At 70.9% G+C, this 21,710-nt stretch carries 19 protein-coding genes and 1 pseudogene; 11 read left to right on the top strand and 9 right to left on the bottom strand.

Annotated elements, in window-relative coordinates; genetic code table 11:
- The first annotated feature begins 2 nt into the window (after positions 1–2).
- Together pgaC and pgaD are read left to right on the top strand one after the other, a co-directional pair.
- Positions 3–1,259, top strand: coding sequence for a poly-beta-1,6-N-acetyl-D-glucosamine synthase (gene pgaC, locus ACFWZ3_RS07610; protein WP_439707135.1), 1,257 nt, complete (start codon positions 3–5; stop codon positions 1,257–1,259).
- Positions 1,256–1,723, top strand: coding sequence for a poly-beta-1,6-N-acetyl-D-glucosamine biosynthesis protein PgaD (gene pgaD / locus ACFWZ3_RS07605; RefSeq protein WP_439707134.1), 468 nt, complete (start codon positions 1,256–1,258; stop codon positions 1,721–1,723). The genes pgaC and pgaD overlap by 4 nt, the downstream gene beginning before the upstream one ends.
- 227 nt (positions 1,724–1,950) lie before the next feature.
- On the opposite strand, the gene ACFWZ3_RS07600 is transcribed toward pgaD, so the two are convergent.
- The 4 genes from ACFWZ3_RS07600 to ACFWZ3_RS07585 all read right to left on the bottom strand — a co-directional run bounded on the left by ACFWZ3_RS07600 (position 1,951) and on the right by ACFWZ3_RS07585 (position 5,364).
- On the bottom strand, positions 1,951–3,138 hold the full coding sequence (locus ACFWZ3_RS07600; protein ID WP_439707133.1) for a class I SAM-dependent rRNA methyltransferase: 1,188 nt from the start codon (positions 3,136–3,138) through the stop codon (positions 1,951–1,953).
- 124 nt (positions 3,139–3,262) lie between these two features.
- A complete protein-coding gene (locus ACFWZ3_RS07595; protein ID WP_439707132.1) occupies positions 3,263–3,697 on the bottom strand; it encodes a hypothetical protein in 435 nt (144 codons plus the stop codon).
- Positions 3,698–3,765: 68 nt separating this feature from the next.
- Positions 3,766–4,710, bottom strand: coding sequence for a serine/threonine protein kinase (locus tag ACFWZ3_RS07590; RefSeq protein ID WP_439707131.1), 945 nt, complete (start codon positions 4,708–4,710; stop codon positions 3,766–3,768).
- A gap of 216 nt (positions 4,711–4,926) precedes the next feature.
- A complete protein-coding gene (locus ACFWZ3_RS07585) occupies positions 4,927–5,364 on the bottom strand; it encodes a hotdog fold thioesterase (RefSeq protein WP_439707130.1) in 438 nt (145 codons plus the stop codon).
- 32 nt (positions 5,365–5,396) lie between these two features.
- Between ACFWZ3_RS07585 and ACFWZ3_RS07580 the strand changes: the two genes are divergently transcribed.
- Complete coding sequence (locus tag ACFWZ3_RS07580; RefSeq protein WP_439707129.1) at positions 5,397–6,488, top strand: 2Fe-2S iron-sulfur cluster-binding protein; 1,092 nt, start codon at positions 5,397–5,399, stop codon at positions 6,486–6,488.
- A gap of 19 nt (positions 6,489–6,507) precedes the next feature.
- On the opposite strand, the gene ACFWZ3_RS07575 is transcribed toward ACFWZ3_RS07580, so the two are convergent.
- The 3 genes from ACFWZ3_RS07575 to ACFWZ3_RS07565 form a co-directional block, all read right to left on the bottom strand.
- On the bottom strand, positions 6,508–6,951 hold the full coding sequence (locus ACFWZ3_RS07575; protein WP_439707128.1) for a rhodanese-like domain-containing protein: 444 nt from the start codon (positions 6,949–6,951) through the stop codon (positions 6,508–6,510).
- A 181-nt stretch (positions 6,952–7,132) separates the two neighbouring features.
- A complete protein-coding gene (locus ACFWZ3_RS07570) occupies positions 7,133–7,546 on the bottom strand; it encodes a hypothetical protein (protein ID WP_439707127.1) in 414 nt (137 codons plus the stop codon).
- A gap of 27 nt (positions 7,547–7,573) precedes the next feature.
- A complete protein-coding gene (locus tag ACFWZ3_RS07565; protein WP_439707126.1) occupies positions 7,574–8,050 on the bottom strand; it encodes a YiiD C-terminal domain-containing protein in 477 nt (158 codons plus the stop codon).
- An 80-nt stretch (positions 8,051–8,130) separates the two neighbouring features.
- Here ACFWZ3_RS07565 and ACFWZ3_RS07560 point away from each other — a divergent pair, with 80 nt between their 5' ends.
- The 4 genes from ACFWZ3_RS07560 (at position 8,131) to ACFWZ3_RS07545 (ending at position 11,868) form a co-directional block, all read left to right on the top strand.
- A complete protein-coding gene (locus tag ACFWZ3_RS07560; protein WP_439707125.1) occupies positions 8,131–8,883 on the top strand; it encodes a uroporphyrinogen-III synthase in 753 nt (250 codons plus the stop codon).
- Between the two features lie 158 nt (positions 8,884–9,041).
- Entirely contained in the window at positions 9,042–10,127 is a 1,086-nt protein-coding gene (locus ACFWZ3_RS07555; RefSeq protein WP_439707124.1) for a uroporphyrinogen-III C-methyltransferase, read from the top strand.
- On the top strand, positions 10,124–11,380 hold the full coding sequence (locus tag ACFWZ3_RS07550) for a heme biosynthesis HemY N-terminal domain-containing protein (RefSeq protein WP_439707123.1): 1,257 nt from the start codon (positions 10,124–10,126) through the stop codon (positions 11,378–11,380). The genes ACFWZ3_RS07555 and ACFWZ3_RS07550 overlap by 4 nt, the downstream gene beginning before the upstream one ends.
- Before the next feature lie 32 nt (positions 11,381–11,412).
- Positions 11,413–11,868, top strand: a complete 456-nt coding sequence (locus tag ACFWZ3_RS07545; RefSeq protein ID WP_439707122.1) for a hypothetical protein — start codon at positions 11,413–11,415, stop codon at positions 11,866–11,868.
- 66 nt (positions 11,869–11,934) lie between these two features.
- Here ACFWZ3_RS07545 and ACFWZ3_RS07540 read toward each other — a convergent pair whose 3' ends face one another.
- Together ACFWZ3_RS07540 and ACFWZ3_RS07535 are read right to left on the bottom strand one after the other, a co-directional pair.
- Entirely contained in the window at positions 11,935–13,752 is a 1,818-nt protein-coding gene (locus ACFWZ3_RS07540) for an ATP-binding cassette domain-containing protein (RefSeq protein WP_439707121.1), read from the bottom strand.
- A gap of 95 nt (positions 13,753–13,847) precedes the next feature.
- Positions 13,848–14,843: pseudogene (locus ACFWZ3_RS07535) on the bottom strand (serine kinase); the annotation flags it as partial.
- A 417-nt stretch (positions 14,844–15,260) separates the two neighbouring features.
- Between ACFWZ3_RS07535 and ACFWZ3_RS07530 the strand changes: the two are divergent.
- The 4 genes from ACFWZ3_RS07530 to ACFWZ3_RS07515 all read left to right on the top strand — a co-directional run bounded on the left by ACFWZ3_RS07530 (position 15,261) and on the right by ACFWZ3_RS07515 (position 21,560).
- On the top strand, positions 15,261–16,736 hold the full coding sequence (locus ACFWZ3_RS07530; protein ID WP_439707120.1) for a B12-binding domain-containing radical SAM protein: 1,476 nt from the start codon (positions 15,261–15,263) through the stop codon (positions 16,734–16,736).
- Positions 16,729–17,940, top strand: a complete 1,212-nt coding sequence (locus tag ACFWZ3_RS07525) for a nucleotidyltransferase family protein (RefSeq protein WP_439707119.1) — start codon at positions 16,729–16,731, stop codon at positions 17,938–17,940. Before ACFWZ3_RS07530 ends, ACFWZ3_RS07525 begins: the two co-directional genes overlap by 8 nt.
- Before the next feature lie 248 nt (positions 17,941–18,188).
- Positions 18,189–18,719 (top strand): ECF-type sigma factor, encoded by a 531-nt coding sequence (locus ACFWZ3_RS07520; RefSeq protein WP_439707118.1) that lies wholly within the window; start codon positions 18,189–18,191, stop codon positions 18,717–18,719.
- Between the two features lie 165 nt (positions 18,720–18,884).
- Entirely contained in the window at positions 18,885–21,560 is a 2,676-nt protein-coding gene (locus ACFWZ3_RS07515) for a protein kinase domain-containing protein (protein WP_439707117.1), read from the top strand.
- Positions 21,561–21,710: the final 150 nt, after the last annotated feature.

The following is a 21,710-nucleotide window of genomic DNA, read 5'->3' as shown; positions in this document are numbered from 1 at the left end:
TCGTGGAAACGACGAACCACGCCCTCTCGGTGCTGCTCGACTTCGCCTTCTACTACCCGCTGGTGATGTCGATGCTGTGGATGAGCGGCAGCATCCTCTACTTCCTGCGTTGGGAGCGCCGGCAGCCGCCGCGCACCGAACTCCAGCCGCTGCCCGAGCAGCCGCCGATCAGCATCCTGGTGCCCTGCCACAACGAGGGCACGCACATCCGCGAGACGATCGAGCAGCTGGCGCGCCAGCGCTGGCCGGAATTCGAGATCATCGCTGTCAACGACGGTTCCACCGACGACACCGGCGCGCAACTGGACGCGCTGGCGAAGGAAGTGCCGCAGCTGCGCGTGATCCACTTCGCCGCCAACCAGGGCAAGGCGATGGGGCTGCGCATGGCGGCGCTTGCGGCACGCCATGAGTTCCTGGTGTGCATCGACGGCGACACCCTGCTGGACGAACACGCCGCGCACTGGATGATGCGCCACCTGCTGGACAGCTCGCGCGTGGGTGCGGTCACCGGCAATCCGCGTATCCGCAACCGCTCGACGCTGCTTGGGAAGCTGCAGGTCGGCGAGTTTTCCTCGATCATCGGCCTGATCAAGCGCGCCCAGCGCGTGTACGGGCGCATCTTCACCGTGTCGGGCGTGATCGCCGCGTTCCGCAAGCGCGCGCTGCTGGATGTCGGCTACTGGAACGTCGACATGGTCACCGAGGACATCGACGTCAGCTGGCGCCTGCAGATGCGCCACTGGGACGTGCGCTACGAGCCCAACGCGCTGTGCTGGCTGCTCACCCCCGAAACCGTGCATGGCCTGTGGCGCCAGCGCCTGCGCTGGGCGCAGGGCGGCAGCGAGGTGTTGCTGCGCTACGCCAGCGGCCTGTTCAACTGGCGCCGCCGGCGCATGTGGCCGGTGGCGCTGGAATACCTGCTCAGCCTGGTGTGGGCCTACCTGATGCTGGTGGTGGTCGCGCTGTGGGCGGTCGGCAAGTTCGTTGCGCTGCCGCCGGAACTGGCGGTGCCCAGCCTGCTGCCGCGCTGGCACGGCGTCATCCTCGGCCTGACCTGCCTCACCCAATTCATGCTCAGCCTGGTCATCGACCGGCGCTACGAGACACGCATCGGACGCAACTATTACTGGATGATCTGGTACCCGATCGCCTACTGGATGATCAACACGCTGACTACCGTCGTGGCGTTTCCCAAGGCGCTGCTCAAGCGCCGCGGCGTACGCGCGGTATGGGTCAGCCCGGACCGGGGGCTGCGATGAAAGCCGAAGGTTTCCTGATCCAGAACGAGCGCCGCCGCACGCCGACACAGCGCGCGCTGTCCTCGCTGGTCACGCTCGTGGCGTGGATGCTGTGGTTCTACCTGTGGCTGCCGGTGATCACGCTGGTCGCCTGGCTGGCCGGCGTGCGCACGGCATGGATCGAGTTGTCGGCCGAGGCCTACGCGAACCAGACGACCGATCTGCTGACGATCCTCGGCTATGCATTGGTCAGCGCCGTGGTATTCGCCAGCTGGGCCTACTACAACCAGGCCCGCTTCGCGCACAGGACCCGCCGCCGGCAGGGGCCCGCCGCCGTGACGCTCGTCGAGGAAGCGATGGCGATGGACGTCGACCCGCGCGAGGCCCAGGCCCTGCGCAGCCAGCAGCACAGCACGCTGGTGTTCGACAAACATGCGCGACCGGTGGTACGCCGCTCGCCGGATCGCGAACCCGAGCCGGCCTAGGTTTCGTAGGGTGGGCTTCAGCCCACCATCGGATGTGCGCCGAAACAGCGGGCTGAAGCCCACCCTACTTGCCGCGGACCGGCGTTCCGCGAGCGGCATGCATAGGTGCTCGAAAGACATGCGTGGCGGCTTCGCCGGATCGCAAGGCTGGAGCCCGTAGGATGGGCTTCAGCCCGCCATCGGATCTGCGGCGGAGCAGCGGTGGGCTGAAGCCCACCCAGCGGGGATCACTCGACCCGGCAGAACACTGCCTTGAGATAGCGCCCCTCCGGCACGTCGGCTCGCACCGGATGGTCGGCGCCGGCGCCGGCGACCTGCAGCACCTGGATCTCGCGGCCGGCATTGAGTGCCACGCGGCGCAGCATCTCCAGGAAGTCCGCCTCGGCCACCAGGCCGGTGCACGAGCAGGTCAGCAGCAGGCCGCCGGGCGGGATCACGTCCAGCGCCAGGCGGTTCATGGCGAAGTACTTCTTCAGCGCGTCGAACACCTTGTTGCGATCGCGCGTGAGTTTGGCCGGATCGAGGATCACCGCGTCGTATTGCTCGCCACGCGCGGCGGCCTCGCGCAGCCACTCGAAGATGTCCGCCTGCTGGAAGTCGATCGCCAAGTCGTTCGCCGCGGCATTGGCGCGCGCGATCTCCAGGATGCCCGCATCCATGTCCACGCCGACCGCCTCGCGCGCGCCGGCGGCCATCGCGTGCACGGCGAAGCCGCCGGAGTTGCAGCACAGGTCGAGCACGCGCCGGCCGCGCGCGAACTCGGCGAAGCGGCGGCGGTTCTCGCGCTGGTCGGCGAAGAAGCCGGTCTTGTGCCCCAGCCCCGGCGCCGCGTGGAAGGCCAGCCCGTGCTCGTGGACCTCGACCGGCGCCGGCGGCTCAGGGCTGCGGCAGTCGAACGATTCCTGCTTCTGCACGTGGCTCTCGGCAAACCAGTACAGCCGCGCACCGGGGAAGTGTTCGAGCAGGGCGGTGTGGATCGCCTCGCGGAACTTCCACATGCCGGCGGCGAAGTACTCGATCACCAGGATGTCGGCGTAGCGGTCGACCACCAGGCCGGACAGGCCGTCGCCCTCGCTGTGCACGACGCGCCAGGCGTCGCTGGCGTGGTCCAGGTGCAAAAGTTCGCGGCGCAGTTGCACGGCGCGCGCGATGCGTGCGGCGATCCAGTCCGCGTCGATCGCTTCGGACGGATCGCTGGTGAGCAGGCGCAGCGCGATGCGGGCGTGGCCGTTCCAGAAGGCGCGGCCGACGAAACGGTCCTTGCTGTCCACCACCTCGACCACGCTGCCCGGCGGCAGCCGCTGCTCGGGCTTGTACACCTGCGCCGACCACACCCACGGGTGGCCTGGCGCGCGGTCGGATTTGAGGCGGATGCGAGGTTGCGCGGCGGGATCTTGCGGGGAAGGGGTGTTCATCCCGCCATGATACCCGGCGCCGCCCTCGACACCTGTAGGAGCGCCCTTGGGCGCGACCGCCATGCGGGGGTTTGCGTTGCCGACGGACATGGCGGTCGCGCCCAAGGGCGCTCCTACAATCCGGTTAGCGCAGCTTGAGGATCAACCAGGACACCACCGCCAGCAGGTTCACGCCAATCCGCGACACCGACGGCCCGGCCACCGCCAGCACGAAACCCTGCGTGCCGAAGTTCCAGTCCAGCCACGGCCGCGCCAGGTGGAAGGTGGTGTGGATGTTGAGGAAGGCTCCCGCGTGCAACGCATAGCTGAACACCGGCGTGGCGAGCAGCGGCAACTGCAGCAGCTGCGCCACGCGCGAGAACGCCACGCCGCGATCGCTCCCCTCGACCAGCCACACGCCCGCCAGCAGCACGAAACCGAAGGCGATCAGCGCCAACAGCGCATGCAACATGTCGTAGGTCGAGCCCATTACCAGCAGCCGGCGCAGTGCGCCCGCGGCGCCGTACAGGCCACCGGCGATTTCGAGGATGCCGATCAGGCGGAAGAGAAAACTGCGCATGCAAGAGGTTCCGGGCACGTGGACGAAAGCGCGGAGTGTGCCGCGTTTGCGGCGCCGCGTGTGCGACTTCAGTCCAGCGTGTCGGCCAGTTCGTGCAGGTCGGCGACATGCTGCTCCCACCAGCGCGGTTCGGCGGCGAACGGGAACGCGGCGGGGAACGCCGGGTCGGCCCAGCGCTGGGCGATCCAGCCGGCATGGTGGACCTGGCGCATGGCGCGCAGGGCGGGGATGAGCGCGAGCTCGGCGTGGTCGAAGTCGCGCATGGACGTATAGCCCGCCAGCAGCGCGTCCATCGCCGCGTCGTCGTGCGCGAGCATCCACAGATCCTGCACTGCAGGGCCGCTGCGTGCGTCGTCCAGGTCGACGAAGTGCGGGCCGGCATCGGTCCACAGCAGGTTGCCCGGATGGCAGTCGCCGTGCAGCCGCAGCTGGCGCACGGGACCGACCGCCTCCCGTCGTGCGGCCACCGCCTGGTCCAGCCGTTGCACGGCGGTGCGGTAGGCCTCGGCCAGGTGCGGCGGCAGCAGCGACGAGGCCAGCACCGCCTGCGCAGGACGCTCGACCAGCGTGCTCCGGTCGATACGCTCGCGGTGGCGGAACGGCGAGCGCGAACCGACCGCATGCAGGCGCGCGATCAGGCGCCCCAGCCACTCCAGTTGCTCGGCCGATTCCAGCGAGGGCGCGCGCCCGCCCCGGCGCGGGTAGAGCGCGTAGCGGTAGCCGGCGTGGTCGAGCAGGGTGCGGCCGTCGAACACCAGCGGCGCGACCATCGGCAGTTCGTCCGCGGCCAATTCCAGCGCAAAGGCGTGTTCCTCGGCGATGGCTTCGTCGCTCCAGCGCCCGGGCCGGTAGAACTTGGCGATCACGGGCGTCGCATCCTCGATGCCGACCTGCCAGACGCGGTTCTCGTAGCTGTTGAGCGCGAGCAGGCGGCCATCCGGCCACAGGCCGCAGGCGCCGACGGCGTCGAGGACGAGGTCGGGGGTGAGGTTGGCGTAGGGGGCGGCGCTCATGCTTCTAGCTCCCTCTCCCCTTCTTTGATAAGGGCCGGGGGAGAGGGCTGGGGGGAGGGGCCGGGGCTCGTGGAAAGGGTTGTTCGTAGCGTGGGAGAAAAGGGGAGGTACTTGCGGCGCTCTTTCGCAAGAGCGACTCCTCACCCCAACCCTTTCCCCCATCTTCGAAAAAGGCTGGGGGAGAGGGAGCAGTGAACGCGCGCTCCGACCCGTAGCTCACCGCACCACCGCCCGCCGCGGCACCACCGCCATGGTCAACCGCGAGATGCACACCAGCGCGCCTTCCTCGTTCTCGATGCGGATCTCCCACACCTGGGTCGAGCGGCCCAGGTGCAGCGCTTTCGCCGTCCCGGTGACCACGCCCGAGCGCACGCCGCGCACGTGGTTGGCGTTGATGTCCAGCCCGACCGCCACCTCCTGCTCCGGGTCGAGCGTCAGCAGCGCGCCGGTGCTGCCCAGCGTTTCGGCCAGCGCCACCGAGGCGCCGCCGTGCAGCAGCCCGAACGGCTGGTGCGTGCGCGCATCCACCGGCATGGTGCCGGCGAGCCAGTCCTCGCCGATCGCCGTGAAGCGGATGCCGAGCACCTGCATCAGCGTGTTGTCGCTCCACGCATTGATGCGCTCGAGGTCGGGTGCCTGCTTCCAGATCGCCATGGGGAACGCGCCGCTTCAAGGGAAAGCATGCATTGTCCGTCCACGGCCCTCGCGGCGACAATGCGCGGGTGTTCACCATCACCCTCCAGAACTCCGGCCGTACCTTCCCCGCCGCGCCGGGCGAAACTGTGCTCGAAGCCGCGCAGCGCGCCGGCATCGCGCTGCCGTACTCATGTCGCGCCGGCGTCTGCGGCAGTTGCAAGGCCACGCTGCTGGCCGGCCAGTGCGGCTATCCGCGCAATCCGCCGGTCGCGCTGAGCGGCAGTGCGATGGCGCGCCACGCGATCCTGCTGTGCCAGGCGGTGCCGGCCAGCGACCTGACCATCGCCGCGCGCGAGGTCACGTCGGTGGAGGACATCGCGCGCCGCCGTCTCACCGTCGAGGTGACCGGCAAGCAATCGCTGGCGCCGGGCGTCACCGGCCTGGTACTGCGTCCCGTGGCCGGCCAGAAGCCGCTCAACTGGCTGCCGGGCCAGTACCTGGATGTGCTGCTGGAGGAGGGCAGGCGCCGGCCGTTCTCGATCGCCAGCGGCCCGAAGGAGGACGGCAGCATCGAGCTGCACGTGCGCCACGTCGCCGGCGGCGGTTTCACGTCCTGGGTGCACGAGGGCCTGGCGATCGGCGCGCGGCTGCACGTCGAGGGGCCGCTGGGCACCTTCGTGCCGCGCGAGGATTCGGAACGGCCGATGGTGTTCATGGCCGGCGGCACCGGCTTCGCGCCGGTCAAGGCGATCGTCGAGCATTTCCTGGCGCTGCCCACGCGCCGGCCGATGGCGCTTTACTGGGGCGCACGCAGCGCCGGCGACCTGTACCTGCGCGCTCTGGCCGAGCGCTGGGCCCGCGAGGCGCCGAACCTTGCCTTCCACCCGGTCCTGTCCGATCCCGAGCAGGCCGCCGCCTCGGGCGTGCGCGCCGGCCTGGTGCACGAGGCGGTGCTGGAGGACCAGCCGGACCTGTCCGGCCACGAGGTCTACATGAGCGGGCCGCCGGCGATGATCGACGCCGGCCGGCAGATGTTCGCCGAGGCCGGGTTGCCCGACGAGCGGCTCTATTTCGATTCGTTCGAATACGCGCCCGACGTGCTGGCGCAGATCCTGGCCGGGCGCGCCGGCATCGGCGAATAGACGGCCAGCCGTCCCGGGGTTACTTGTTGCCCTTGGCCAGCGGTAGCTGCGCCTGCTGCCAGGCCAGCACGCCGCCGCCCAGGGTGTAGACCTTGGTGAAGCCGGCCTTGACCAGCCGCTGCGCGGCCTTGTCCGAACCGCGCCCGTCCTTGTCCATCACCACCACCGGCAGGTCCCTGGCTTTGGCCAGGTCCTTGTGCTCGGGGTCGAACTGGCTGGGCAGCACGTGGCGCGCGCCGGGCACGTGCATCTTCTCGAAATCCGCGCGGGCGGAAAGGTCCACCAGCAGCGGGCTCTCGCGGTTGATCAGCAGGGTCAGCCCGCCCGGGGTCAGCTCCTTGTACTTGCGCAGCAGGCGACCGAACTCCATCGCCACCAGCGCGAGCAGGATGATCACTAACAACGCCGACAGCGCGAGGTGGTTGCCCACGAAGGTGGGGAGCTTGTGCAGGAAGTCGTTCATGGCGGGCCTGGCCGGATGCGCAAACCGGCGATTATCCGGGACTGCACCAGCGGGCGCAAAGGTCGCCCCCGGCGCGCTGAAGCCCTCTCCCCGGCGGGGAGAGAGTTTGGGTGAGGGGCCGGGGCTCGCGGGAAAGGTTGTCCGTAAGACCAAGCCTTTCGGGCAGGAGGCTCCGAAGACGCTACTCCCGCGTGATATCCGGCAACCCGCTCATCAACCACCAGCGCTTCTTCTCCGGGTCATAGCGCCAGCTCTGCCGATCGACCACGGTCCGCTCGGACTGCGTGTTCACGTTGACCAGGCCGATCTGCACCACCTGCCGCACCTGGTTCTCGCCGTCCGGCACCGGACCGGCGCCCTCGTCATAGCCGGTCACGCGCACCTGCTCGTAACGCGCCAGGTCCAGCGAACTGACCGGATTGGCCTCGCGCACCTTCGGATCGACGAACTGCTGCGCGCTCCGGAAGTCGCCCCAGCGCAGCGTGCTGGCGTAGGCGTTGAGCGTGGTGACCAGCGCCTGGTTGCGCTGATCGGTGGCGCAGCCGGCGCAGAGCATCGCGACGAGCGCGAGCAGCGGGAACAGATAGCGACGCATGGGCGATCCCCTTACGGAAACAAGTCGTCATTGTGCCCCAGCCCGCCGCTTGGCGACGAAGCGCGCCTGAAGCGTGGCGGCTGGGCGCTCGCCGTTGCCGGGCACCTCGCAGCGCACGTCGATGCGCGCCTTGCCGCGCTCGGCGAGCGTGGCGAAGAAGATCGCAAAGTCCGCGTCCTCGGCCAGCCGTGCCTCGGCGCGGAAGTCGTCCCACACCGGCTCCAGGTAGCGCACGTGCGAGTCGCCCACGAACACGTCGCAGTCCTCGCCGTGCCGCTTGAGTTCGAGCTCCACCAGTGCCCAGCCGGCGAGCGTCATCACGCTGGCCAGGCTGCCGCCGAAGGCGCAGCCCTTGTCGTTGACGTTGGGCGCCAGCGGTGCGGCCAGCGCGAGGCCGTCCGGGTCGTAGCGGTGCAGGCGCAGATCCATGGCGCGGGCAAGCGGGATCTTGTCGCGGATGAAGCGGAGCAACTCGTCGGCAAGCAGTCGGGAATCGGCAGTCACGGTTCGACACACGGGGGGAAAGCGGCAAGTGTAGCGAGCGGCTTACACTGCCCACTGTTTTGGCTGCATGGGCTCACGCGGTGCCACACGCTTCCACCTCCGGCGAGCTCAAGGGCCGCGTGATCGTGATCACCCGCCCCGCCGGCACCGCTTCGGCCTTCGCGCGCCAGGTGCGCGCACGCGGCGGGGTGCCGCTGCTGCTGCCCGGGCTCGCCCTTCGCTCCGGCGACGATGGCGCGCAAACGGTGTTGCGCGAGGCCCTGCGGCGGGACGACCTGCTGCTGTTCACCAGCCCCGCGGCGGTGCGTTTCGCCGCTGCGCTGGCGTCGCTGCGCACGCGCGCCACGGTGCTGGCGGTCGGGCAGGGCACCGCCGCCGCGTTGCGCCGCCACGGCCTCGCCGTGCAGGCGCCCACGCGGCAACAGGACAGCGAAGGCCTGCTCGACCTGCCGGCGCTGCACGACGTGCAGGGCCGCGGCGTGGCGCTGGTCGGCGCGCCCGGCGGCCGTGGTCTGCTGCAGCAACGCCTGGTCGATGGCGGCGCGCGGCTGCGCGAAGTGTGGGTCTATCGGCGCACGCCGCCGCGGCTGGATCGCCGGCACGTCGAGGCGGTAAGGCAACTGCGCCCGAATGCCCGCGTTCTGCTGTCCAGCGCGCAGGCGCTTTCGAACCTGCACGAGGGCCTGCCGCCGGATGCGTGGGCGCGCTTGCGCAACGCCGTCGCCGTGGCCAGCAGCGAGCGCCTGGAAGCCGCGGCACGCGAGGCCGGCTTCCGCCACGTCCGTCGTGCTGCCTCGGCCATGCCCGCCGATCTCCTGGCCGCGGCCCGCTGACCCTGTAGGAGCGCACCCAGTGCGCGACCGCGATGCACATGGCCCAGAGCGGCACTGCCGCGCGTCGCGGTCGCGCACAGGTGCGCTCCTACCCTGGCCGCTATCGGCTTCACACCGGTCATGCGAACCCCGCCGGGCGGGCTGCTAGCATGGCGCGCATGAACCAAGACGACCTCGCTTCCGATCGTCCCGCCGCGCCGGTTCCGGCCGCCGCGCCGCGTCCCGCGCCCGCACCGGCCCCCCGCCGAGGCGGCACGCTTGCCCTCGCGCTGCTGATTGCCCTGCTCGCGCTCGGCCTGGCTGGCTACGTGGCCTGGCGCCAGTGGCAGCAGATGCAGGGCGCGGCCGGCGACCACCTCGACCAGCGCGTGGGCCATCTGGAAGACACGCTGACCACGCTGGGTGACGAGCGCTCCTCGCTGCGCCAGCGCCTGGGCGACGCCGAGCAGGTCAACCGCAGCCTGCGCGAGGAAATGCTGGGCCAGTCCGAGCGCCTGCGAAACCTGGAGGATGCGGTCGCCAAGCTGTCGGAAAAGAGCCTCTCCGGCCACGACGCGATGCTGCTGGACGAAACCGAAACCCTGCTGCGCATGGGCCAGCAGCGCTATGCGTTGTTCCATGACGCGCAGGGCGCGGCGGCCGCCTACGGGCTGGCCGACCAGGCGCTCGCCGCAGTGAACGACGGAGCCTTCTCCGGTGTGCGCCAGAGCCTCGCCGCCGAGCGCGAGGCGCTGGAGCAGAGCGTGCCGCGCACCCGTGCGGTCGATACCCTGCAACAGCTCCGTGGTGCCGTCGGGACGCTCCCGCTCAAGCGCGAGGACGCCGCCGCCGCACCGGCCAACCCGGGCGCCTGGGCGCGCATCCGCCATGCACTGGGCAGCGTGGTCAACGTGCAGCGCGACAACGGCGCGCCACTGGCGGTGGCCGATGCCCGCTTCGCGCGCGAGCTGACCGCGCTCGACCTGGCCCAGGCGCAGGCCGCACTGCTGGCCGCCGACGTCGACGCAGCGCACGCCGCCATCGTGCGCGCGCAGGCGAGCCTTGCCGCACAGTTCGACATCGCCGAGCCGTCCGTCGCGCATGTCCAGGCCGAGCTGGCTAACCTCGCCTCGACGCTCAAACCCGCCACGCCAGTGCGGTTGGGCGCCGCGCTGGCCGAACTTCGCAACCTGCGCGCAGTGCACGCCCTCAAGGCGGTCGATGCCACGCCGGCACGCGCGGCCAGCACGGGGCGCCGGCCGTGAAGCTCTGGCGCTGGCTGTTGCTGCTGATCGTGGTCGCGGCGCTGGCCGCGTTCGGCTGGCACTGGGTCGCCGAGGACCCTGGCTACGTGCTGGTACGCCTGCGCGGCTGGCGCGTGGAAACCACTGTGGTCGTCGCGCTGGTCATCGTGCTGCTCGCCTGGGCGATCCTGGCCGGCCTGTGGCGGCTGGCGCGCTGGCCGTTCGGCGCGATGTCGCGGCGGCACCGCCGGGTCAGCCGGCAGCGGCTGGGCGGTGGCCTGGTCGCGCTGATGGAAGGTCGCCACGGCGAAGCCGAGCGCGACCTGGAACGCGCCGCCCGCCTCGATGAGCTGCGCGGCCCGGCGCTGGTCGCGGCGGCCGAAGCCGCCTCGCGTCGCGGCGAACCGGCACGCGCGCTGGAGATCCTCAATCGCGCCGGCCAGGTCGCGCCGCAGGCAGCGCGGGTCGTGCGGGCGCGCGTGCTGCGCCGCGACGGCAAGCCCGCCGAGGCGCTCGCACTGCTCAACCCGGAGGCCGACAGCGGTAGCCTCACCCCCGGTGGCTGGCACGAACTCGCGCTGGCCGCGCTGGCCGCCGGCGAACCGCGCCGCGCGCTGGCCGCGCTGGAGCCGCTGCAGAAAAGCGGCGCGCTCGGCACGCAGCGCTACGCCGCGCTGGAAACCCGGGTGCTCATCGCCGCCATTCTCGCCGCACCCGACGGCCAGGCGCTCAACGCGCTGTGGTCGCAACTGCCCAAGGGCCAGCGCCGCGCGTCCGCGGTGATCGACGCCTACGCCCGCCGCGCTGCCGTCTTCGGCCTCGCGCTGCCGGCCATGGACGAACTGGAATCGGCCCTGCGCCGCGAGTGGTCGCCGCAACTGGCCGAAACCTGGGGCACGCTGGAGGGCGACGACCTCGACGCCCGCCTGCGCCGCGCCGAAGCCTGGCTGGACGCCCACCCGAACGACCCCGGCCTGCTGCTCGCGCTCGGCCGCATGTGCGTGCGCCAGCAACTGTGGGGCAAGGCGCGCACCTATCTCGAACGCTCGCTCGCCATCGCGCCCAGCGCTGGTGCCTGGGAAGCCATGGGCGATGCCTGCATCGGCCAGGGCGACATCCCGCTCGCGCAGCGCTGCTACCGCAACGCGCTGGCGCTCACCCGCGGCGACGCCACGCTCGATCTGCCGCGCGACGGCCGGCTATCGCATCCGGACACGCGCTCGCTGGCGGTGGAAGAACGCGACGAGCACGGCATGCCGCGGTTGCGGAAGTGAACGTGCGCGGGAGTCCGCGGCAAGCGCTAGCCATGACCTTGCTCGTCTGCAGCATCGGTACCGCTGCTGCGACTTCCGATGACACGTGGTACCTGCACAGCTCGTTCCAGGAAACCTACGCGCACGCCCAGGTCGTCGAGGCCACCACGCTTGGCGGTGCCTACGGGCGATCGCTGCGCGAGGGTAGAACAGCAGACACGCTCGCCGCGATGTTCAAGGCCTGCGTGCGACAGCATCCGGAGCAAGCGATCGCCGAATACATGCTCGTCGGTTTTGTGCTGAAGGACGGTCGCATGGTCAATACGCAAGTGGGTCCGGCCAACGAGCTGGCCATCTGCTTCGGTCGCGCCGTGGCGGGGCTTGCCTTTCCGCCGCCCCCGGCGCGCCATGTTCCCTACGCCGTCGCCATCCGGTTCGATGGCAGGACTCTGCGGCAGGTATCGCCTTTCCCGCCGACGGACGTCCCACCGCCGCTGCCGGCCTGGTGAACATCAGGCTTCGGTTTGACCCTCCTCCAGGCTCGCAAAAAAAGCGGACGCGGGGGATGTGCATCGCTAGAGCGCCTCACCCCAACCCTCTCCCCGGAAGGGAGGGAGCGCAGGAGCGCGCGGTGACGCCGAACTCCCGCGGCGTGCTACCCCAGTCACCAAGTCCCTGCCGATCACCAGGTGCTGGTCGGCCATCGCCGCCACGCCCTCCCGGTGCGACACGACCACCACGATCGAGCGCGGCAAGCGTCGCTTGAGCGCGGCCAGTACGGCCCGTTCCGATGCCGCGTCGAGCGCGCCGGTGGCTTCGTCCAACACCGCCAGCAACGGCTGGCGCAGGATCACCTGGGCCAGCATCAGCCGTTGCAGTTCGCCGCCTGAGAGACGGCTGGAACTGCCGTAGAGCGGCGCGTCCAGCCCTTCGTGTGAGGCGACGAGCCACCGCCCCAGGCCTACCTCCTCCAGCACGTCCAGCATCGTCGCATCGCTCGCCGCGGGTGCCGCCCAGGCCAGGCAGTCGCGCACGGTGTGCTGCCACGGGCGCACGCTCTGGCTGACGTAGGCGCCGTTGCGCACCAATGCCCGGTAGTCGTCGAAGTCGATCGGGTGCTCGCCGATCGACGCGCTGAACTCCGCCGGCAGGGTCATGCCGGCCAGTACGTCGACCAGGCTGCTCTTGCCGATGCCCGAATCGCCCGAGACCAGCGTCAGCTCGCCCGGTGCCAGCACCAGGTGGCGCACGCACAGCGGCTCCAGCGGCGCGCGCAACCGCAACTGGTCGATGACCAGCACGTCACCGACTGCCAAGGCGTGCGCGGGCACGGCCGGCAACGCGTCGTGCCGGTGCCGCATGTGGCGCTGCCACAGGTCCAGCGCCGGCGCCGCCGAACGCAGTTGCTGGCAGCTCTGCCGGGTCGACACCAGGTAGGGCAGCAGGCGACCGAGCAGCAGGCTCACCGCGATCAGCGACGCACTGTCGATGCCGTGCCAGCGATGGGCGAGCACGAACACGCCGGCGATGCCCGCGGCGGCGACCAGTTCGAGCATCAGCCGGCCGGCCGCGACCAGCTCCAGCTGGCGCCGATAACCCAGGCCCAGCCGCGCGGAGATCGCGCCGTAGCCGGCCTTCTCCGCGCTCTGGCGTTCGAACGAACGCACGTAGCGCAGGCGCCGCGGAAAATCCTCGCTGAGCCAGAACAGCCGCGTCATGTCGGCCACGTACTGCCGGCTCACCGCCGACTGCTCGCGGCCGTAGGCGCGCGCGGCGAACAGGCCCAGCGCCACCAGCACCGGCGAGACCAGCAGCAGCGTCGGCGACACCCAGAACACGAACGCCAGGCTCACCGCGGTGGTGAGGCCGATCACCGCCAGTTGCAGCAGCGCGCCGAAACCCTGCACCAGGATCTCGATGTTGTAGGTCAGCACGTTGGCGATCTCGGCGGAGCTCGCATCGGCCAGCTCGCCCAGCGGCGCATCCACCAGCCGCGCGTGCACCATCCGCCGCAGGTTCATGCCGCAGCGGCTGACCAGCTCGGCACCCAGCCGCGCGACCTGCCAGCGCATCAACGCGAAGCTGCCAGTGGCGATGGCGAAGGCCGCCGCCTGCATCTCCACGCGGGTGTAAGCGGCGAACGCGGGGGACGAACCGGGCTGGACCAGCGGCACCAGGCAGATCGCCGCGAGGCTGCCGGCCAGTGCGGCGCCGAGCGACAGCGCCACGTAGCTCGCGATCTGCACTGCATCGCGGCGACCGAGCGCGAGCGCGAAGGCGCGCCAGAAGCGTGACGCCGGCAGCGCGCGGAGCAGTGCCGTCGCGGCGCGCTGGTGCCAGGGTGCCAGACCGTGGCGCTCCAGCGTCGCGTCTTTGCCGGGTATCGTGCTCATCTTTCCTGAGTGCAGGCGGTCCTGCGAAAGGTTGGTCCGCCCGGGCCTCGCGCGTCCCGAGTCGAAGGTTCGGTCGCCGCACGCGTGCCTTTGCCAAGCAACCGCCATAGCGCGTCCACCGACGCCTGGGGATCGCGCCCACGTCGCAAGCGGTACACGCCGCGGTCGACCAGTGCCGCGACGAACGCCTGCCAGCCCGGCTGGCCTGCCGCATAGGGTTGGTTGGCCGCCAGCCAGTTCGCTGCCGCGCCGGCATCGACGGCTGAGAGCAGCTCGCCGTCGGCCGGTTCGCCGGTCGCCATTACCGCACCGACCAGCTCGAGCGGGGCGTCCGCAAGCCGGCCCACGCCGTGGCGAAGGTCCGCCTCGATCTTCTCCACGCCGCTGCGGCGGTGTATGCGTGGCGAGCGTTGCAGCCAGTCGCGCGTGGCGTCGTCGTTCAGCCGTCCCATCGCATCCGGGCGGACGTGAAGAAAGTTCGGCACGCCGGTCGCCAGCAGGCTGTCCGGTTGCACGAACACCGCGTCCTCGGCGAGGAAGTCCAGCCCGTGCAGCAGGCTGTGCAGGGACAGCGTCGACTTGCCCGCACCGCTGTCGCCCAGCAGCAGCACGCCGCGCCCGTCGTGCCCCACGCAGGCACCGTGCAGCGGCACCAGGCCCATGCCGCGCGTGGCCAGGGTGAACACGGTGAACTCGATAAGCTCGTAGCGCAGGTGGTAAGGCCGCCTGAGCATGGCCTGCGAAGCGACCACCAGCGCGCGGCGCTCGCCTGGATCGAGCACCGCGTAGTTGTACTCGTCGATCACACCGCAAAGGAACCCCGCGCCCGCCTGGTGCCGCACCGGCGGCGGCTCGCGCCGGTAGCTCGTGCGGACCGGCAGCAGGCGCAGCTCGACATGAAAGTCGTGCGCACCCGGCAGTTCCTGCGCGGGAAGCCCGCCGTAGGCGGCCTCGACCAGCTGCAATAGCGCCGCATTGTCGCTGGCAAAGTGAAAGCGTCCGCCCAGCACCTTCCGCTGCAGCCCGAAGCCGCAGGCGATGCGTTCGCCGAACGGATCGGCGACGGTGGCGGGGGAGGCGGGCGGAGTCATTCCCGCGTGAGTGCGCTTGCGGGAGGCGGAGGTTTTGCTCGCTCTCACCTGCGCGAGCTAACTTCCGATGCGCCGCGAACTGGCGCCCTCTCCCCTCCGGGGAGAGGGCTTCAGGGCGTCGAACATCAAGCGTGCGCCGCGTCTGCTCCCTCTCCCCTCCGGGGAGAGGGCTGGGGTGAGGGATCGCTCTAGCGATGGGTTCACCAGCTTGAGCCGTCGCTCAAGCCAGCTTCCTGGCGAGCCCCGGCCCCTCACCCAAACCCTCTCCCCGGAGGGGAGAGGGCTCCAGTGCGCACGAGGTTGGAATACCGCGACACAACCTCGATCGACCCGCCCGGCACTTACCCGCATGCACGCCCCAGGGCGCCGCACGGCCGCCCCGCGCGGCCTTCTTCGCCAACGGCCGGGCCGACACCCATGCTCAATATCCAGGTCAGCCACTCCTACTACCTGCAGTACGACCGCAAGCAGTGGGAACGTGGCAAGCCCTATCCGCCGCTGGCGACGATCCAGGTGGCCGCTTTCCTGCGCCAGCACGGGCACGAGGTGGTGCTGTTCGACACCATGCTGGCTGATGGCGTGGAGGCTTACGCCGATGCACTGCACGATGCAGCGCCCGCGCTCGTGGTGCTCTACGAGGACAACTTCAACTTCCTCACCAAGATGTGCCTGAGCCGCATGCGCGAGGCGGCCTGCCGGATGATCGGCGAGGCGCGCGCCAGCGGCGCCCGCGTGATCGTGGCCGGCTCGGATGCCTCCGACCAGCCCGACGCCTTTCTCGCCGCCGGTGCCGACGTGGTGCTGCTCGGCGAAGGCATCGCCGCGCTGTCCGCGCTGGTCGAACGCTTCGATCGCGACCGCGCGATCGACACCCGCGACTGGGCCGCCGGCCTCGCCGGCGTCGCCTTTCGAATGGACGGCCAGACGCAACTGCAGCGCATCGGCATCCAGCCACCGGACGCCCGGCTGGTCGGCCACCCGGCCTGGGACCTGATCGACATCGAGCGCTACCGCGCCTTCTGGAACGCGCGCCACGGCTACTTCAGCCTCAACATGGCCGCCTCGCGCGGCTGCCCGTTCCGCTGCAACTGGTGCGCCAAGCCGATCTGGGGCAACCACTACCGCCAGCGCAGCGCCATCGACGTGGCTACGGAAATGGCGCACCTCAAGCACACCTTCGGTCCGGACCACATCTGGATGGCCGATGACATCTTCGGCTTCTACGTCGACTGGGTGCAGACCTTCGGCGAGCACCTGCACGCGAGCGCCGGTTCGGTGCCCTTCACCATCCAGGCGCGCGCCGACCTGTGCAGCGAGGCGATGGCCGAGGCGCTGGCGAAGGCCGGCTGCGTGGAGGTATGGATCGGCGCCGAAAGCGGCAGCCAACGCGTGCTCGACGCGATGAGCAAGGGCACCCGTGTGGCCGACCTCGTCGGCGCGCGCGAGCGCCTCGGTCGCCAAGGCATCCGCGTCGGCTTCTTCGTGCAGCTGGGCTACCTGGGTGAAGAGCTGGAAGACCTGCTGGCCACGCGCGAGCTGATCGCGCGCGCCGCGCCGGACGACATCGGCGTCAGCGTGTCCTACCCGCTGCCGGGCACGAAGTTCTACGAGAAGGTGAAAGCCCAGCTCGGCCGCAAGACCCACTGGGAGGAAAGCAACGACCTCGCGATGATGTTCCGCGGCGCCTACGACTCGGATTTTTACCGGCACGTGCGCGACCTCCTGCACGCCCAGGTCGAACTGCAGCAGTCGGCCGCGACCCAGCCAGTCGAACACCACGCGCTGGCCCGCGCCGCGCTCGACGCGCGCTGGAACGCGCTGATCGCCAACGAACAGGCGCACCGTACCGGGCAGGTTTGCCGCCCCGCCACGGCGACGCTCAGCCATGCCTGAGAACCTGCCGCCGCTACGCACCGTCCGCGCCGGCCTGCGCCGTGCGACCGAGGCGCTCGCCGCCGAGCTGGCGCTCCCTGGCCGCGGTACGCCCGACTGGACGCCGCTCGAATGGCGCCTGGCCATGGCCGCGTCCGCTGCGCACGGGGTCTCGCCGCTGCTCGACCGTCGCCCCAGCTGGCAGCACGCGCAATGGAAGCGTTTCCTGGCCAGCCAGCACGAGCATGTCGAACTGCGCCATCGGCGCATCGTCGCGCTGCTGCACCGGCTGGACGCCGCCGCCCGCGCCGCCGGCGTGCCGCTGGTGCCGCTGAAGGGCTCCGCGCTGCACGCGCTGGGCCTGTACGCGCCCGGCGAGCGGCCGATGGCCGACATCGACCTGCTGGTGCACCCGGGCGACGCGCAGCGCGCGGCTGGCCTGCTGCAGGAGCTGGGCTACGAGGCGTCCTTCGCACAGTGGAAGCACCAGGTGTTCAAGCCGGTCGCGCAGGCGCCGGTGAACGCGCTGGGGGAGCATCGCGACACCCCGGTCAACATTGAACTGCACACGCACATCCACGAGCGTCTGCCGCTGGCTACGGTCGAGCTCACCGCCATGGTCTATCCGCACGACGCCCACGCCGGCCTCAACACCTACCCCTCGCACGCCGCGCTGATGGGCCACCTGTTGCTCCACGCCGCCGGCAACGTCTGCGGCCGCAGCCTGCGCCTGCTGCATCTGAACGACATCTCGCTGCTGGCTACGCGCATGACCCTGCGCGAGTGGGACGTGCTGTGGGACGCACGCGAACCACCGTGGTGGGCCTTGCCGCCGCTGCGCCTGGTGACGCGCTACTACCCGCGCTCCGTGCCCGAGGCCGTGCTCGCCCGGCTCGAGCGCGACTGTCCGCCACTGCTGCGCGCGTTCGCCCGGCGCTGGACGCTGAGTGCGGTGTCCTGCTCGGACCTGTGGCTGCACGGCCTGGCCGGGATGGAATGGTGCCGCTCGCCCGGCGAGGTGGCGCGCTACCTGCGCAACCGGCTCAAGCCCACCGACGAGGCCCGCCGGGAACGCGCCGACATGGTGCGCACGCAGTTGTGGCTTCAGGGGCAAAGCTGGGTGACCTCCTCGCAGCGGCGGCGCATTTTGGCCTGGCTGACCCGGCCGGTGCCGCGGATGGATACGTTGTACGTGGTGCGTGCGGCGTTGGCGCGGGTGGATTGAGTGGGGCTTTCCCGCAAGGCTTCCCCCATCCGCCCTTCGGGCACCTTCCGCCGTGGGACGGGGGAAGGCTCGAACGCGTAGTCGCCTGAGCCTCCCTGCGCAGGGGAAGACTCGAAGCGTGCTCCCTCGGTCCTTGCCCCGCGCGCGGGGGAAGGTGGACGGGGGAAGCCTTGCCGCAAACGTCCACCCCACCCTCACAGGCGTACCATCCCCCCCCGTTGAGACCTGCCTCAGCGGGGTGCTTCGCGATGCCCGAGCCCACGCCCATGTCGCTCGACCAGTCGGCCGAGGCGCTGTTCGTCACGGTGTACGCGCGCCTCAAGGCGATGGCAGCCAAGCAACTGGCCAGCCGCCGCAACGCCACCCTGGACACCACCGAGCTGGTGCACGAGCTGTACCTGCGCATGGGGCAGCGCGAGGGCCTGCAGTTCGAGCACCCGGCGCAGTTCTTCAGCTACGCCGCGCGCGCCATGCGCCACCTGCTGATCAACCGCGCCCGCGACCGCCTGCGCCTGTGCGCCGGCGGCCAGTGGCAGCGCGTCACGCTGGACGACCAGTCGCTCAAGCTCGCGCTCGATACCGCCGAGCAGGCGCTGGCGCTGGACGCCGCGCTGGACGAACTGGAGCAGGCCGACGCGCGCGCCGCGCAGGTCGTCGAACTGCGCTTCTTCGCCGGCCTCAGCCTGGAGCAGGTCGGCGAGACGCTGGGCCTGTGCCGCCGCACCATCGACCGCGACTGGCGCTTCGCCCGCGCCTTCATCAAGGCCCGCATGGATTAAAAGCCCTCTGGGGACACCGTCCGGTCGTGCGCGATGCCCGAGGGAAAGCAGCACGGCAAAAGGCTCCCAGGCGTGCCGGGGGAGAGAGGGAGACTGGCAACAGGTCGCAAACCGTACCCATCCGGGGTTTATCGAAGGGCAAAGCCAATCGTCGGGAGAGGCGCCATGGCATCCATACCGTCGCTGCGCGAGCTGTTCGAAGCGGCCCTCCCGCTGCCGGAGCCCGCGCGCGCCCGCCTGCTCGCCGAACGCTGCCCCGACGTCGGCCAGCGCGCGCAACTGGAGCGCATGCTGGCCGCCGACGCCACCGAGGGCGAGCTGCTTTCCACCGGCGATGCGGCGCGCGCCGCACGGGCGATCGGTGATGCCAGCGTCAGCGACGCGCTTCCCGCCGGCAGCACGATCGGTTCCTTCGAACTGGTCGAGGTGCTCGGCGAAGGCGGCTCGGCCACTGTCTTCCGCGCCTTCCGCGAAAGCGAGGGCGTGCGCCAGGAGGTGGCGATCAAGCTGCTCGCGCGGGGCCTCTATACCGCCGAATCGCAAAACCAGTTCCGCCGCGAGCGCGAGGCACTGGCGCGGCTGCGCCACCCCGGCATCGCGCGGCTGATCGAGGGCGGCATCACCCAAGGCGGCCAGGCCTACATCGCGCTGGAATTGGTCGATGGCCAGCCGATCACCGGCTATGCGCGCGAGCGCCGCCTGGCCCTGCGCCAGCGGCTGGTGCTGTTTCTGATGGTATGCCGCGCGGTCGAGACCGCCCACCGCGCGCTCATCGTGCACCGCGACCTCAAGCCCTCCAACGTCCTGGTCACCCCCGAGGGCGACGTCAAGCTGCTGGACTTCGGCATCGCCAAGCTGCTCGACGAAGACATCGATGCCGCCCCGCGCACGCAGCATTGCGCGCTCACCCCGGCGTACGCCGCGCCGGAGCAATTCGCCCAACAGCCGATCACCACCGCGACCGATGTGTACGCGCTGGGCGTCCTGCTGGACGAACTGCTCAGTGGCCGCCGCCGCGCCGCCAGCACCACCACCACGCCACCCTCGCGCACCGACACCCCGACCCTCGCCGGTGCCTACGGCCTCACGCCCTCGCCGGCGGCGGTCGGGCCGCTGCGGCGCAAGCTGCGCGGCGACCTCGACAACATCGTGCTGAAAGCCGCGTGCCCCGAACCCGAGCGGCGCTACGCCTCCGCCGGTGCGCTGGCCGAGGACATCGAACGTCACCTCGATAGCCAGCCGGTGCAGGCGCATCCACCCTCGCGCTGGTACCGCGCGGGCAAGTTCGCCGCGCGGCATCGCGGCGGCGTGGCGATCACCGGGACCTTCCTGCTCGCCATCCTCGTCTCGCTCTCGGTCGCGCTGTCGCAGGCGCGCGTGGCACGGCACGAGGCGCAGCGGGCCGAGGCCATCCGCGACTATGTTGTCGACCTGCTCGGCAGTACCGCGCCGGATGTTCCCGCCGCCCAGCGCCCGGACGTGCCGACCCTGGTCTACAACGCCGCCGAAAGCCTGCCGCAGGAACTGCGTGACCAGCCCGACCTGCACGCCGAACTGCTCTACACGCTCGGCAACGTGCTGCGCGACATGGGCGATCCGGAGCGTTCGGAAACCCTGCTGCGCGCCGCCGAAACCAACGCCGCCTCGCTGCCCGAAACCTCATCCGTGCGCGTGCAGACCGGCATGGGGCTGGTGCGCACACTCGTCCGCCTCGGCGAGTACGACGAAGCCGCGCGGCACCTGGCCCCGTTGCTCGCCATCGCGCCACGGCGCCTGCCCTCCGACGTATCGCGCGCCGAGCTGCTGAAGATCGCCATGGCGGTCGAGGACGGCCGCGGCCACATGGCGCAGGCGGTGGCCTACGGCCGCCAGATGATCGCCGCCTATCGCGCCGACTGCGCGGCGGGGCAGCGTTGCAACCAGTTGGGCTTCGCCACCCACGACCTGGCCAGCGTGCTGCTCGATGCCGACCGCATCGCCGAGGCACGCGCACTGGCCGACGAGGCGCTGGCACGCAAGCAGCGCGACGCCACGCCCATGAGCCTGGCCAACACGGTCGAGCTGGAGTCGAAGATCGCGCTCTACCGCGGCGAGCTGGACGCCGCCGAGGCCGACGCGGTCAAGGCCCAGGCGCTGGTCGATTCGCTCGGCGACAGCCTGCACCGCAAGCCGCTGGAGCCGCGCGTGCAGCGCATCGACGTCCTGCTGGCGCGCGAGAACGCCGCCGACGCGCTGACCCAGGTCCATGCGCTGCTCGACACCCAGCACGCGCGCAAGTCGTCGCGCTGCTCGATCGCCTGGAGCGAACTGCAGCAGTCGCGCGCCCAGCTCCTGCTGCATCGGCCGCAGGAAGCCGCCGCCGCCGCGGCGCGCGCACTCGACGACGGCGCCACCTGCCATCGCGTCCGCACCGTCACCTTGGCGCTGGCCGGCATCGAGCAGGGTCGCGCCCTGGCTGCCGCGGGTGATCGCCTCGGCGCCGAGGCGGCCTACGCCAGCGCGGTCGCGTTCAACGCTCCCGTGCACGCCGACGACCCCTTGTCCTGGCCGCTCTACCTGATCGAAGCCACCCGCCTGGCCAGCGCCCTGGATCACCAGGACGCCGCCGAGCGCACCGCACGCCAACTGATCGTCGCGCTGGATCGCGCGCAGGCCCCGCCCAGCCATCCCTGGCGCCTGGAAGCGCAACTCACCCTCGCCGCCGCGGCCTCCGGAACACCCAGCGTCGCCGCTGTCGACAGCCCCACATTCGACACCGCGCTCGGCCGCATCCACGCCTGGCCGGTCGGCGCCCGCCTGGCGCAGTGGCGCGCCGGCGTCAAGGCGAACACCACCAGGTAGCCCGCGCTTGAACCCTCTCCCCTCCGGGGAGAGGGCAGGGTGAGGGGCCGGGACTCGCCGGGAAGGGTGACGGCGGCGCGGCTTTTCAGGAGCTTTCGACAAGGTGGCTCTTCGCCCGTGCGACCCCTCACCCCAACACGATCACCGGGG

The organism is Frateuria sp. GZRR35, assembly GCF_051900415.1.
Lineage (GTDB): Bacteria > Pseudomonadota > Gammaproteobacteria > Xanthomonadales > Rhodanobacteraceae > Frateuria_A.
The sequence above is the reverse complement of the archived record's forward strand: the minus strand, read 5'-3'. Positions and strand labels throughout refer to the sequence as shown.

What these genes read in the sequence shown, in the direction of transcription:
- pgaD (WP_439707134.1), top strand. Translation starts at nt 1,256, where the DNA reads ATGAAAGCCGAAGGTTTCCTGATCCAGAACGAGCGCCGCCGCACGCCG.
- ACFWZ3_RS07600 (WP_439707133.1), bottom strand. Translation starts at nt 3,138, where the DNA reads ATGAACACCCCTTCCCCGCAAGATCCCGCCGCGCAACCTCGCATCCGC.
- ACFWZ3_RS07595 (WP_439707132.1), bottom strand. Translation starts at nt 3,697, where the DNA reads ATGCGCAGTTTTCTCTTCCGCCTGATCGGCATCCTCGAAATCGCCGGT.
- ACFWZ3_RS07590 (WP_439707131.1), bottom strand. Translation starts at nt 4,710, where the DNA reads ATGAGCGCCGCCCCCTACGCCAACCTCACCCCCGACCTCGTCCTCGAC.
- ACFWZ3_RS07585 (WP_439707130.1), bottom strand. Translation starts at nt 5,364, where the DNA reads ATGGCGATCTGGAAGCAGGCACCCGACCTCGAGCGCATCAATGCGTGG.
- ACFWZ3_RS07575 (WP_439707128.1), bottom strand. Translation starts at nt 6,951, where the DNA reads ATGAACGACTTCCTGCACAAGCTCCCCACCTTCGTGGGCAACCACCTC.
- ACFWZ3_RS07570 (WP_439707127.1), bottom strand. Translation starts at nt 7,546, where the DNA reads ATGCGTCGCTATCTGTTCCCGCTGCTCGCGCTCGTCGCGATGCTCTGC.
- ACFWZ3_RS07555 (WP_439707124.1), top strand. Translation starts at nt 9,042, where the DNA reads ATGAACCAAGACGACCTCGCTTCCGATCGTCCCGCCGCGCCGGTTCCG.
- ACFWZ3_RS07545 (WP_439707122.1), top strand. Translation starts at nt 11,413, where the DNA reads ATGACCTTGCTCGTCTGCAGCATCGGTACCGCTGCTGCGACTTCCGAT.
- ACFWZ3_RS07540 (WP_439707121.1), bottom strand. Translation starts at nt 13,752, where the DNA reads ATGAGCACGATACCCGGCAAAGACGCGACGCTGGAGCGCCACGGTCTG.
- ACFWZ3_RS07530 (WP_439707120.1), top strand. Translation starts at nt 15,261, where the DNA reads ATGCTCAATATCCAGGTCAGCCACTCCTACTACCTGCAGTACGACCGC.
- ACFWZ3_RS07525 (WP_439707119.1), top strand. Translation starts at nt 16,729, where the DNA reads ATGCCTGAGAACCTGCCGCCGCTACGCACCGTCCGCGCCGGCCTGCGC.
- ACFWZ3_RS07520 (WP_439707118.1), top strand. Translation starts at nt 18,189, where the DNA reads ATGCCCGAGCCCACGCCCATGTCGCTCGACCAGTCGGCCGAGGCGCTG.
- ACFWZ3_RS07515 (WP_439707117.1), top strand. Translation starts at nt 18,885, where the DNA reads ATGGCATCCATACCGTCGCTGCGCGAGCTGTTCGAAGCGGCCCTCCCG.